This is a genomic window from uncultured Pseudacidovorax sp., from assembly GCF_913773995.1.
GTDB lineage: Bacteria > Pseudomonadota > Gammaproteobacteria > Burkholderiales > Burkholderiaceae_C > Xenophilus.
This window is the reverse complement of record NZ_CAJYES010000134.1, coordinates 87,250-99,679: the sequence shown is the minus strand read 5'-3', so window position 1 is coordinate 99,679 and position 12,430 is coordinate 87,250. Positions and strand designations below refer to the sequence as shown.

The 12,430-nt window shown below is 66.1% G+C and carries 12 protein-coding genes; 9 read left to right on the top strand and 3 right to left on the bottom strand.

Annotated features, from left to right (window positions below):
• Positions 1 to 166: 166 nt before the first annotated feature.
• The 6 genes from QZ772_RS12515 to QZ772_RS12490 all read left to right on the top strand — a co-directional run bounded on the left by QZ772_RS12515 (position 167) and on the right by QZ772_RS12490 (position 6,875).
• On the top strand, positions 167 to 682 hold the full coding sequence (locus tag QZ772_RS12515; protein ID WP_295526585.1) for a pilin: 516 nt from the start codon (positions 167 to 169) through the stop codon (positions 680 to 682).
• A gap of 63 nt (positions 683 to 745) precedes the next feature.
• A complete protein-coding gene (locus QZ772_RS12510) occupies positions 746 to 1,051 on the top strand; it encodes a hypothetical protein (protein ID WP_295526582.1) in 306 nt (101 codons plus the stop codon).
• Position 1,052: 1 nt separating this feature from the next.
• Positions 1,053 to 2,984: a tetratricopeptide repeat protein gene (locus QZ772_RS12505; protein ID WP_295526580.1), complete on the top strand. Its 1,932-nt coding sequence runs from the start codon at positions 1,053 to 1,055 to the stop codon at positions 2,982 to 2,984.
• Between the two features lie 296 nt (positions 2,985 to 3,280).
• Entirely contained in the window at positions 3,281 to 4,840 is a 1,560-nt protein-coding gene (locus tag QZ772_RS12500) for a Wzy polymerase domain-containing protein (RefSeq protein WP_295526578.1), read from the top strand.
• Between the two features lie 149 nt (positions 4,841 to 4,989).
• Positions 4,990 to 6,150 (top strand): tRNA 2-thiouridine(34) synthase MnmA, encoded by a 1,161-nt coding sequence (mnmA, locus tag QZ772_RS12495; protein WP_295526576.1) that lies wholly within the window; start codon positions 4,990 to 4,992, stop codon positions 6,148 to 6,150.
• Complete coding sequence (locus QZ772_RS12490; RefSeq protein WP_295526574.1) at positions 6,150 to 6,875, top strand: 16S rRNA (uracil(1498)-N(3))-methyltransferase; 726 nt, start codon at positions 6,150 to 6,152, stop codon at positions 6,873 to 6,875. The genes mnmA and QZ772_RS12490 overlap by 1 nt, the downstream gene beginning before the upstream one ends.
• Positions 6,876 to 6,885: 10 nt before the next feature.
• On the opposite strand, the gene QZ772_RS12485 is transcribed toward QZ772_RS12490, so the two are convergent.
• Positions 6,886 to 7,803 (bottom strand): LysR substrate-binding domain-containing protein, encoded by a 918-nt coding sequence (locus QZ772_RS12485; RefSeq protein WP_295526572.1) that lies wholly within the window; start codon positions 7,801 to 7,803, stop codon positions 6,886 to 6,888.
• A gap of 144 nt (positions 7,804 to 7,947) precedes the next feature.
• Between QZ772_RS12485 and QZ772_RS12480 the strand changes: the two genes are divergently transcribed.
• The gene (locus QZ772_RS12480) at positions 7,948 to 9,333 is read left to right on the top strand and encodes a M20/M25/M40 family metallo-hydrolase (RefSeq protein WP_295526568.1); all 1,386 of its coding nucleotides are present in this window, start codon (positions 7,948 to 7,950) and stop codon (positions 9,331 to 9,333) included.
• Between the two features lie 5 nt (positions 9,334 to 9,338).
• Here QZ772_RS12480 and QZ772_RS12475 read toward each other — a convergent pair whose 3' ends face one another.
• Positions 9,339 to 9,464, bottom strand: coding sequence for a hypothetical protein (locus tag QZ772_RS12475; protein ID WP_295526564.1), 126 nt, complete (start codon positions 9,462 to 9,464; stop codon positions 9,339 to 9,341).
• Here QZ772_RS12475 and QZ772_RS12470 point away from each other — a divergent pair.
• Positions 9,463 to 9,900, top strand: a complete 438-nt coding sequence (locus QZ772_RS12470) for a YidB family protein (protein WP_295526561.1) — start codon at positions 9,463 to 9,465, stop codon at positions 9,898 to 9,900. The two genes, QZ772_RS12475 and QZ772_RS12470, sit on opposite strands and share 2 nt — an antisense overlap.
• Before the next feature lie 100 nt (positions 9,901 to 10,000).
• Here QZ772_RS12470 and QZ772_RS12465 read toward each other — a convergent pair whose 3' ends face one another.
• On the bottom strand, positions 10,001 to 11,512 hold the full coding sequence (locus QZ772_RS12465) for a M20 family metallopeptidase (RefSeq protein ID WP_295526558.1): 1,512 nt from the start codon (positions 11,510 to 11,512) through the stop codon (positions 10,001 to 10,003).
• A 100-nt stretch (positions 11,513 to 11,612) separates the two neighbouring features.
• Between QZ772_RS12465 and QZ772_RS12460 the strand changes: the two genes are divergently transcribed.
• Positions 11,613 to 12,422, top strand: coding sequence for a DUF72 domain-containing protein (locus tag QZ772_RS12460; RefSeq protein ID WP_295526555.1), 810 nt, complete (start codon positions 11,613 to 11,615; stop codon positions 12,420 to 12,422).
• Positions 12,423 to 12,430 lie beyond the last annotated feature (8 nt).

Sequence of the window (12,430 nt, the reverse complement as noted above, 5' to 3'; positions counted from 1 at the left end):
TTGTCACGACGTCACACTTATTTACAAACAAGAAGTGTCAGAACTGATGCGTGGAATGTGAACTTTTGGACACCTTTCAGCGCAAATCTGCGATGGCATGCGGTCTGCAAAGAGAAGCCACGACCGGGGCAGTCCCCGGACCGCTTCTCAAACCTGGAGTCTGACCATGAACCGTCGCAGCATCGCCCGAGCCGCCCAGCAGGGCTTCACCCTTATCGAACTGATGATCGTCGTGGCGATCATCGGCATTCTGGCGGCGGTGGCGCTGCCGGCGTATCAGGACTATACGACCCGTGCCAAGGTCACGGAAGGTTTGAGCTTGGCCTCTAGTGCCAAGACGGCTGTGGCCACCAATGCAGCGAACGGCGCTCCGTTCGATTCTGGTTGGATTGCTCCTGCCGCTACCAAGAACGTTCAAAAGGTTGAGATCGACCAGAGTAAGGGCATCATCACAATCACGTATCAATCTGGCGTTGCTAGTGGCGCCACGCTAAAGATTACTCCTCTGGACGGCGCCCGGGATACCGGTACGGCTCTGTCTGGCACTTCCAGTGCGTCTACTATCCCGACTGCCGGGTCCATTAGCTGGGTCTGCGCTTCTAAGGGCTCGACTGCAAGCAATAGCAATGTTGTCAAGGGCACGATCGAAGACAAGTTTGTGCCCGCCGAATGCCGCACCTAACATTTGCGTTTCATTCGAGAGCCGCCTGCGGGCGGCTTTTTTCCTTCTATGAATAGCGCTGTCATGTTGAATTTTTTCGGTGGTGCTGCCGCGCGTGACTTAGGCCTTGCTTTGGCCGCCATTGTGGAAAAAGGGCTGGAACATGCTGAAAAAAAAGGAGGCAAAAGAAACTCCAAAAATAAAACAAAATCATTTTCTAACGAGCCACTTATCGATCAGAAAATTCGCGAATTCCTCAGAGACAATAAGCTCAACATTTATTCTAAGGCACGACTGGGATCGGCCTTCAAATTTTCGTTGATAGACAAGGGTTTGGATAAATCCGTTGCAGAAGATCTGACTGCCTGGATACTATTGAAACTGCGTTAGCATGCTCAATACGATCAAAAAATTATTTCGAAAGGATGCCCCCCTTTCTCGCGCTCATGCGACAGAAGAAGATATCCGAAGTTTATTGATCCGCGCTCATGGTGAAATTGCGGAAGGTCGATTTTCCGCTGCAGCGAGCAACTACACGAAATACCTTACACATAAGCCAGAGGAGTATTCTGCCCATATCGGCCTAGGGTGTGCACTGCTTAACCTAGGGGATGCCAGGGGCGCCGAAAGCGCATTGAGACACGCCCAATCGATACAGGCGCTTAGTCCTGATGGCCATTTTTTGCTAGGGCAGTCGCTCTTGGCAGTTGGAAACACGGATGAAGCAATCACCGAATTCGAGGCTGTCCATCGTCTTTCTCCAGAATTCGAACCCGTTTATCTCGAGCTGTGCTTCCTTCTCTTCAGGACGGGAAAGCTCGACCGCGCAGAGGAACTTATGCGTACAGCTGTTGCGCATTTTCCCAATAATGGGAATATTTGGTTCTATCTGGGTAACCTACAAGCCGAGCAAGCACACTTCGATTCAGCGAATATAAGCTATGAAAAAGCTGTTGCTCTTGAGCCGGGTTCCGCGGGACTGCTTGCCAGTTTTGGCAACTCGCTTATGCAAACCGGTGAAACGAAGCGTGCGCTCGCCGTATTGCAACAAGCATTGATGCTGGATGCGCGTTCTCCCGCCACATTCAGCAACTACCTTCTCTGCCTTCAGTATGTGCAGGATCGTACGCCGGAAGAGCGTTTTGAAGCCGCTCTAGAATTTTCCAAGCGATTCGAAGAATCAGGGTCGGTTAAAATCGTTCCACACGCGGCATCGGCAAGCGGGAGAAAAAATAAGGTAAAAGTTGGTTATGTGTCGGGCGATTTTCGCAATCATGCTGTGGCCTTCTTCATCACGCCGGTACTGATTGCACACGACAGATCCAAGTTTGAGTTGTTCGGCTATTACGCTCATCCGGCGGTCGATGCCCAGACTGAAATAATTCGCGCACAGTTCGACACCTGGCTGCCTTGCCATGATTTGTCCGACGATGAACTTGCTGCCCGTATCCGAGCTGACGAGATCGATGTTCTCATCGATCTGTCGGGACACACGGGCTACAACCGTTTGCTGGCCTTTGCCCGGAGGCCAGCCCCGATCCAAATGACGTGGCTGGGTTATTTGGCTACCACTGGCCTGGCGGCCATGGATTACCGCATCACCGACGCCAGCCTTGACCCTCCAGGGACGACGGAGGGCTTTCACACGGAAAAGTTGTTGCGGCTCTCGACCAGCGGCGTCTTCAGCCCACATGCATCGAGCCCGCCGGTCAACCCACTTCCCGCACTGCAAGGACAAAGCTTCACCTTCGCGTGCTTGAACAATCCGTCCAAGATCACCGACGAAGCATTGGACCTTTGGGCTCTAGTTCTTCTACGTTGCCCCGAGTCCCGCCTGCTGATCGGCAACGCCACACCCAGCCTGACCGAGCGATTGACGGCCTACTTCGGTGAGCGGGGCGTGAGTGCCGAGCGCCTGCGTTTCCATCCTAAGGTGGGCCTCGACGACTACTTGGCGCTTCACCACGACATCGATCTGGCCCTGGACACCTTCCCCTACAACGGCGGTACGACCACCTTCCACTCACTGTGGATGGGTGTACCAGTCGTGGCGTTGGAGGGCAACACACCCATATCGCGGGCCGGCACATCCATCCTTCGCGGAATGGGTCTCGACGCCTTCTGCGCCCCGACGCCAGATGCATATGTGGACGTAGCAGTGCACTATTTCCAGCATCCGCGAGCCCTTGCTTCCGTCCGGCAGTCGCTGCGCGCCACAGTCGATCAGGTTAGCCAACAGCAGATCAAGCGCATGACTGCCGAATTGGAAGAGGCAATCCAGCAGCTGGTTCTGTCTGGCGACCCGGAACAGCCACGGCCGTGAAACGGCGGGGCGGAATGAGTCCGCCAGCATGCATGCCACGGGAGATGCCTACGGCTTCCACCTCCTTGCTTCTGAATACGGGCCGCGGGCGGGCGGCGGATGCGCGGAGCGCGCACCTTCTCTGTAGCGTAGCGCTGGCGCTACCTTTTCTGTTCTCGCTCGTTTTCGGCCCGTTGAGCGCCGTCTGGCAACTGCTGGCAACGTACCTCTGCCTCAGCGCACTTCTCGCTCTGGGCCGGCCCCTGCCGATCAGCCGCACCCTCGCGGCCCTGCTTGGTACAACTATGTTGGCCTTCGTGCCATCGGACCTCAGCGAGGTCAGCATTTGGGCGCCGACCGTCGCCAGCCTTGCGCTGATGGGCTTGGCCGCAGACATCGGCGCGAGCGCAGCATCGGCACATAGACGTCCTGCCTGCTCGCTTGCGTTCGCACAAGGCCTGCTCGCCGCCGGCCTGTTCAGCGCCCTGCTCGGCCTCATCCAATACCACGGCCTTGCCGCCCCCCTGCGCCCCTGGGTCGCCGTCCCCATGGAGCCCATCGGCATGGCCTATGGCAATCTGCGCCAGCGCAACCAGTTCGCCACGCTGCTGAGCATGGCCCTGGTGGCGCTGCTCTGGTGCCATGGCCAGGCAGGCGTGCGAGGTCGGCGCCTGTTGCTGGGGGCCGGCGCCTTGCTCGTCGCGGGTCTTGCCGTATCCACCTCACGCACCGGGCTGCTGCAGTTGCTCGTGATCGTCATGGCGGCCGGCGGGTTGGGCTGGCGCGAGCGTCGTCCGGCCGGGCGCGGCGGCGGGGTGCCGCCGCATGCACGGCCGCGCCTGCTGCCGGACCCACGCTGGATGCTGGTCGCCCTGGGGCTCTACGCCCTGCTCTCCTGGATGCTGCCGTGGTCGGCCGTCGCGGTCGCGTCGATGCGCGCGGCCGACGGCGGCGCGGGCGCCGACATCCAGGGCATGCTCATCCGCCTGCGCGAAGGTGCACCGCCCGGCCACAGCCGCGTTCTGCTGTGGAGCAACGTGCTCTGGCTGATCGGGCAGCGCCCCTGGACAGGCTGGGGCTGGGGCCAGCTCAGCGTGGCGCACTACCTGGCCGAGTACCCGGGTCCGCGCTTCGTCGAAATCCTGGACAACGCGCACAACCTGCCGCTGCATCTGGCGGTGGAACTGGGCATTCCTGCGGCGGTGCTGATCTGCGGTGCGTTCTTGTGGATGGTGGTGGCGGCCCGACCCTGGCAGGAGCGTGATCCTGCCCGGCTGATGGTGTGGGGCGTGCTGGGCATGATCGTGATGCACAGCCTGGTCGAATATCCGCTGTGGTACGGGCCCTTCCAGCTCGTGTTCGGTCTGTGCCTGGGCCTGATCTGGTCGGGCAGAAAGCCGGCCCTCGCCAAGCAGACGAGCGGGCGGAGCTCGCTGGCCGCCGCACAGCGCAGCGAGGCACGGGCCCGACTTGGCGCCCGCCTGACGGCAGCGGCCCTTGTCGCCATGGTGGCCTACGTCGGCTGGAGCTATGTGCGCGTGAGCCAACCCTTCCTTCCGGCGGCCGAGCGGCTCGCCGGCTGGCGTGACGATCCGCTCGCGCAACTGGACCCGGACGGCCGCGACAGGCCCTTTGCCCGGCAGGTGCGCTTTGCGCAGCTGGCGCTGACGCCCCTGACGCCCGACACGGCCGCACGCGTGCATGAACTGGCCCAGGCCACGCTGGCCTTCTCGCCGGAGCCGCGAGTCGTGGTCAAGCTGATCGACAGTGCGCGCCTGCTGGGGCTGGAGCAGGAGGCGCAGTTCCACCTGGAGCGCCTGCGCGTGGTCTACCCCGAGGCCTACGCGCGCTGGCTGGCCGGAAAGCCACCCGCCTAGCCGCGCACGCGCGGCATGGAGCTGCACGACAGGCCGTCAGGCGTCACAAAAACCAGACGGCCCGTCATCCAGATCGGCCTCAGACCCCGCGCCCACAGCCCGTGCCCCCGCCCGGGCGACGCCCACCGCAGCCAAGGGACAATCGCCGGATGACCAAACATCGGATCGTCGTCGGGCTATCGGGCGGCGTGGACTCGGCCGTCACGGCGCACCTGCTCAAGCAGCAGGGGCACGAGGTCGTCGGCATCTTCATGAAGAACTGGGAAGACGACGACGACAGCGAGTACTGCTCGTCGAACGTCGATTTCGTGGACGCCGCCAGCGTGGCCGACGTGCTGGGCATCGAGATCGAACACGTCAACTTCGCCGCCGACTACAAGGATCGCGTCTTCGCCGAGTTCCTGCGCGAGTACCAGGCCGGCCGCACGCCCAATCCAGACGTTCTGTGCAACGCCGAGATCAAGTTCAAGGCCTTCCTCGACCACGCCATGCGCCTGGGCGCCGAGAAGATCGCGACCGGCCACTATGCCCGTGTGCGCGCTGTCGATGCCGCCACCGGCCAGCCCTTCGCCGCCGGTGAGTCGGTGCCGGCCTCCGCGCGCTACGAGCTGCTCAAGGGCCTGGACCCTGCCAAGGACCAGAGCTACTTCCTGCACCGACTCAACCAGGCGCAACTGTCGAAGGCGCTGTTCCCGGTGGGCGAACTGCACAAGACCCAGGTACGCCAGATCGCCACCGACATCGGCCTGCCCGTGGCCACCAAGAAGGATTCGACCGGCATCTGCTTCATCGGTGAGCGGCCTTTCCGGGAGTTCCTCAACCGCTACATCAGCAAGGCACCGGGCCCGATCAAGGACGACCGCGGCCGCAGGCTGGGCGAGCACCACGGCCTGTCCTTCTACACGCTGGGCCAGCGTCAGGGCCTGGGCATCGGCGGCATCAAGGAAAAGGGCGCGCAGCGCGGTGGCGGCGAGCACGCACCGTGGTTCGTCGCCCGCAAGGACGTCGAGGCCAACACGCTGTGGGTGGTGCAGGGCCACGACCATCCCTGGCTGCAGTCGCGCGCGCTGCTGGCGGCCGACGCGAGCTGGGTGGCCGGCACGCCGCCCGCGGCCGGCACCTACGGCAGCAAGACACGCTACCGCCAGGCCGATTCGCCCGCGCTGCTGCAGGCCCTGCCCGAAGCCCGCTTCCAGCTGGTGTTTCCGCAGCCGCAGTGGGCGGTCACGCCCGGCCAGTCGGCGGTGCTGTACGACGGCGAGATCTGCCTGGGCGGCGGCGTAATCGACGCCGCGGAAGGCGCGCACTGATGCCGCGCATCCATTGCGCCACGCCCCTGACCAGCGGGCAGACGCTGGGCCTGCAACCCGGCGCGGCGCGCCATGTCCAGGTGCTGCGCCTGCAGCCGGGCGACGGCATCACTCTGTTCGACGGCCGCGGCGGCGAGTTCGAGGCCACGGTCGAGCGCATGGGCCGCAGCGATGTCGACGTCCGCGTGGGCGCGCACCACGCCATCGAGCGCGAGGCCTCGGTGGCCGTGCACCTGGCTGTGGGCATGCCGGCCAATGACCGCATGGACTGGCTGGTCGAGAAGGCGACCGAACTCGGCGTGGCCAGCATCCAGCCGCTGCAGACGGCCCACGGCGTGCTGCGCCTGGCGGGTGAGCGCGCGCAGAAGAAGCAGGACCACTGGCAGGCCGTGGCCGTTGCCGCCTGCGAGCAGTGCGGCCGCAACCGGGTGCCTGCGGTGCACCCGGTGCGCGACCTGGGCACGTGGCTGGACGGACTGGGCCCGGACGCGCCCGCCGCCCGCCATGTGCTCGGCTTCGGTGACGAGGCGCAGCCCTTGGGCCGCTCGGCGCCCGCGGATGGCGGCGCGCTCTTCCTCAGCGGCCCCGAGGGCGGCCTCAACCCGCAGGAGGAAGCGCGGGCCCGCGCCAGTGGCTTCGCGCTGACCACCCTGGGCCCGCGCATCCTGCGCGCTGAGACGGCACCGCTGGCGGCGCTGGTGCACCTGCTGGCCGTTGCGGACTGAGCCCACCTGATCAGGCGGGCGATATTGCCCCCTCGGACTCCTCGGCCACCTGTTCATCCAGCCACGCGCCGAAGGCCTGCACCGCCGGGTCGTCCGCCCGGTGCGGCGCCACGAACAGGCTGTAGCCACGCGGCCCGTCTCCCTCGAAGGGATGGGCCAGACACAGCTCGCCGCTGGCCAGTTCGCGCGCCACGCCGTAGCGCGGGAGCAGGCCGATGCCCAGGTCGGCGCGCACCGCCTCAAGCACCATGGAGAACAGGTCGAAGCGGTGGCCCACCATCGCGTTGGCCGGATGCCTCTCGATGCCGGCCTGCGCGAGCCATTCCTGCCAGGCGCCCAGGCGCGAGCTGAGCTGCAGCAGTGGCAGCTCGCGGAAATCACCCCGCGCCGCTGCGGAGCGCCAGCGCGACTGCGGTGCGCACACGGCGACCACGCGCTCGCTGCGCAGCGGGCGCACCCGGGCGCCGGGCCAACTGGCGTCGTCGTACTGCAGACCGACGTCGTAATGGGGTTCGTCCATGTACACCTGCGTGGGAAAGACCTGCAGATGCACGCTGCAGGCTGGCTGCTGCGCCAGAAAGCGGGGCAGCCGCGGCAGCAGCCAGCGCTCGGCCAGCACGGGCACGGCGCCCACCAGCAGGCGCACGCCGTCGGGCCGCTGGGCCATTGCCTCGAGCGTGTGGTTCTCCAGACGCAGCAGGTCGCCGGCCACCTGCGCGTGGTAGCGCCGGCCGGCCTCGGTGAGCGTGGTCCCCCGGGCACTGCGCTGCACCAGCCGCACGCCCAGTTGCTGCTCCAGCAGACGCAACTGCTGGCTGACCGCACTGTGGGTCAGGCACAGCTCCTCGGCGGCCTTGCCCACGCCGTGGCAGCGGGCGACGGCGTCGAAAACGAGAAGGGCGCGCGTACTGGGAAGGTGTCGGCTCATGTAAGAAAAACTGACGGAGGGACGGATTAAATCAGAGCCAAGCAGCGGTGCCGCCGCCAGAATTTCCGTCGACCTGCGGCATCGAGTCAGCCTCATGACAGATGCCGTTTCCGCTGGCCTCATCGCTCCCCCACCTTTTCCTCCATGACGCGCCACTCTGCACCGCAGCCTTCCTCCACCAGTCCGCGTCCGCTCGCCTCGCTGCTGGTCCTGTCGCTCGCCCTGGCGGGCGCCTCATCGGTCTGGGCCCAGTCCTTCAGCGCGGTCGCGCCAACCCCTGCGCAGGTGCGTCCGGCGGTGGACCAGGCCTACACCCAACTGCTGGCGGCGCCGCAGATCCAGGCGTTGATGGAAGCCGTCAAGGCCGACCACGCGCGCTCGATCGACGACCTGAAGATGCTCACCGAGATCGAGGCACCGCCCTTCAAGGAGCGCCCGCGCGCCGAAGCCTTCCTCGCGCGCATGAAGGCCCTGGGCCTCACGGACGCCCGCATCGACAGCGAAGGCAATGTCGTCGGCCTGCGCAAGGGCACGGGCCAAGGGCCCAAGCTGCTGATCTCGGCCCACCTGGACACCGTCTTCCCGGCGGGCACCGACGTCAAGGTCAAGGAGCGCGACGGCCGCCTGTATGCGCCCGGCATCTCCGATGACACGCGCGGCCTGGCGGTGCTGCTGTCCTGGCTCAAGGTGCTGAACGATCAGAAGATCCAGACCGTCGGCGACCTGCTCTTCGTGGGCAACGTGGGTGAGGAAGAACTCGGCAACCTGCGCGGCATGAAGCACCTCTTTGCCGAGCACCGCGACATCGACGGCATGGTCGGCCTGGAGCCGGCGCCGGACGGCACCGTGCTGATCCTGGGCACCGCCAGCCACCGCTACGAGGTCAACTTCAAGGGCCCGGGCGGCCACAGCTACGCCGCCTTCGGCCAGGTGCCCAGCGCCATCCACGGCATGGGCCGCGCCATCGCCAAGATCGCCGAGGTGCGCACGCCCACCTTTCCCAAGACCACCTTCACCGTGGGCACCGTCGGCGGCGGCACCTCGGTCAACACCATCGCGCCGGATGCGCGCATGGCCGTGGACATCCGCTCGGACCAGATGGATTCGCTGCTGTCCACCGAGAAGAAGATCCTCGCCGCCATCGACGAGGCCGTGGCCGAGGAGAACAAGCGCTGGAACGTCGAGACGCTCACCGTGCAGACCAGGCTCATCGGCGACCGTCCGGGCGGCCGCACGCCGTCGGACTCGCTGATCGTGGAAGCGGCCACACGCGCCAATGCATCCTTCGGCCACAAGACGCTGCTGACGGGCGCCAGCACCGACGCGAATGTGCCGATGGCGCTGGGCATTCCGGCGATCATCGTGGGCGGCGGCGGCAAGACGGGCGGCTTCCACGCCCTGAGCGAATGGATCGACCTGACCGACGGCTGGAAGGGCGCGCAGAACTCGCTGGCCACGGTGCTGGGACTGGTGGGCGTCCAGGGCGTGACGCAGCCGCTGCTGGAAAAGCGGCCACCGCGCACGCCGTGATTGCGTCAAACACAGTGTCCGAAAAGTGAATTCCGCACGGCTTCGCTGAAAAATCGCCGCCGTTTCGCGATGAACGCGAGGCTGCCCTGAACAATGGCAGCCTCGTTTTCATTTCGCAGGGAAGAAGCCATGGGCTTGCTCGATTCCGTCCTCGGCCAGGTGCTCAACAGCGGCGCACCGGCACCGCATTCGCCCGGCAGCGATCCGGTCGCCATTTTCGGCAGCCTGCTGCAGGAAAGCGGCGGCATGGGAGGCCTGGTGCAGAAGCTGCAGCAGGCGGGGCTGGGCGACGCCGTGGGCTCGTGGATCGGTACCGGGCAGAACCAGCCGGTGTCACCGGACCAGGTGCAAGGCGCGCTCGGCCAGGAGGTGATCGGTGCCGTGGCCCAGAAGCTGGGTCTCAACGTGCAGACCCTGCTGCCGTTGCTGGCGACGCTGCTGCCGGTGTTGATCGACCGGCTGACGCCGCAGGGCCGATTGACGGATCAGGAGCCGTCGCTGTCGGCCGGCGCGGGCGGGCTTGGCGATCTGCTGGGGGCGCTGGGCCCGCTGCTCGGACGGCGCTGAGCGACGGTCCGGCGGGCCGGCGGGCCGGCGGGCCAGATCAGCCGGCCAGCCCACGCGCCGTATAGGCTGAACGCCGGGCCGCGTCGGCGACAGACCTGCTTCAGGCCGCCTGTTCGGCCGCCTGTTCGGCCGCGTGCTTGGCCGGCATCGCGGCCATCACCTGTGCGACGGCGGCCGTCAGCCGCTTGGCATAGGGCACGTGCAGGAACTCGTTCGGCCCGTGCGCATTGCTCTTGGGCCCGAGCACGCCACACACCATCATCTGCGCCTTCGGGAAGCCGGCGCTCAGCATGTTCATCAGCGGAATGGTGCCGCCCTGGCCGATGTAGCCGCAGGGCGCGCCGAAATGGGCCTGGCTGGCAGCGTCCAGCGCCTGCTGGAACCACGGCACCATGGCCGGCGCGTTCCAGCCGGTGGCGCCGCCACCCGACTCGAAGGTCACCTTGGCCTGGTAGGGCGCGTTGTCCTCCAGCAGCGCCTTCAGCTCCTGCACCACCTGCGCCGCCTCCACCAGCGGCGGCAGGCGCAGCGAGAGCTTGAACGCCGTGTACGGCCGCAGCACGTTGCCGGCGTCCTTCAATGCCGGGAAGCCCTCGGCGCCGGTCACCGACAGCGTCGGCCGCCAGGTGCGGTTGAGCAGCGCCTCGACCGGATCGGTGGTGGTCGGCAGCGCGAAGGCAGTCGCGCCGCCGCAGTCGTAGTGCGCCCAGGGGAAGCGTTTGTAGACCTCGTCGCCCAGGATGGCGGCCGTGGCCTTCGCCTGCGCCAGCCGCTCGGCGGGCACCTCGCAATGGAAGCTGGCGGGCAGCAGGCGGCCGGTCTTGCTGTCCTCCAGCCGGTCCAGCACCTGCCGCATGATGCGAAAGCTCGACGGCACCAGGCCCGAGGCATCGCCCGAATGGATGCCCTCGGTGAGGATCTCCACCTTCAGCGTGCCGCCGGCCAGGCCGCGCAGCGAGGTGGTGAGCCAGAGCTGGTCGTAGTTGCCGGCGCCCGAGTCCAGGCAGACCACCAGCGCCACCTCGCCCAGGCGGCTGCGAAGCGCGTCCACATAGGGCAGCAGGTCATAGGAGCCCGATTCCTCGCAGGTCTCGATCAAGCCGACGATGCGCGGGTGGGCCACGCCCTGGGCCTTCAGCGCCTGGATGGCCGCGATGCTGGCGTAGATGGCGTAACCATCGTCCGCGCCACCGCGGCCATAGAGCAGCCCGTCCTCGTACTTGGGCGTCCAGGGGCCGAGGTCGCGGCGCCAGCCGGTGAACTCGGGCTGCTTGTCCAGGTGGCCGTACATCAGCACGGTCTCGTTCATCGACGTGCCGCTGGCGGGCAGCTCGAAGAACAGCACCGGCGTGCGGCCTTCGAGACGGACGATCTCCAGCTTGAGGCCTTCGATCTTCTGCGCCTCGACCCAGGCGGCGGCATTGCGCAGCACCGTCTCCAGGTAACCGTGGGCCGACCAGTCCGGATCGAAGCCCGGCGACTTGGCCGGAATGGCGATGTAGTCGCTGAGCTGGCGGACGATGTCGCCGTCCCAGCGGGCGGTGACGTCGGCCAGGGCGCGCTCGGCGTCGAGCAGGCCGGAAGGGAATTCTTTGTGCAAGGGGGCGTTCATCGGCGGTTCTCCGTGGGGCACATGGCCGGGCAAGCGATCCATTTTGCGCCGGGATGGGCCCCGGCGTAGAGTGCGCGAGCCGCATCACCCCTGCACGCCCATGCCCAAGAAATCCGCGCCACCTGCCGCCGAACTGCCTGCCCCGCCGCAGACGCCCGTGCGCGTGGGCATCGGCGGCTGGACCTTCGAGCCCTGGCGCGGCACCTTCTACCCGCCCGGCCTGCCGCACGCGCAGGAACTGGCGCACGCCAGCCGGCGCCTGACGGCCATCGAGGTCAACGGCACCTTCTACAGCACCTTCAAGCCCGACACCTTCCGCAAGTGGCGCGAAGCCACGCCCGAGGGCTTCGTCTTCTCTCTCAAGGCGCACCGCGTGACCACGCACCGGCGCGAACTGGCCAAGGCGGGCGATGCGGTGCAGCGCTTCGTCGGCAGCGGCCTGGCCGAGCTGGGCGACCGGCTGGGTCCGATCGTCTGGCAGTTCATGCCCACGCATGGGTTCGACGCCGCCGACTTCGGCGCTTTCCTGGAACTGCTGCCGCCGAAGGTCGACGGCCTGCCGCTGCAGCATGTGATGGAGGTGCGGCATCCGAGCTTCATCGATCCCGCCTACCAGGCCCTGGCCGAGCGCCATGGGGTGGCGACCGTCTTCACCGACAGCCCGAAGTTCCCGTCCTTCGATGCCCCGCAAGGGCCCATCGTCTATGCACGGCTCATGAATGCGCAGCCGCGCTTCGCCAATGGCTATGCGCCCAGCGCGCTCGATGGGTTCGCGGCAAAGGCGCGTGGCTGGGTGAAGGAGCGGCCCACCTATGTCTTCTTCATCAACGGCCACAAGGAAAAAGCCCCCGCTGCGGCGGAGGCTCTTCTGAAGCGACTGGCCGACGCGCCAGCAACTGCGCGCCGCTGAACGCTGTC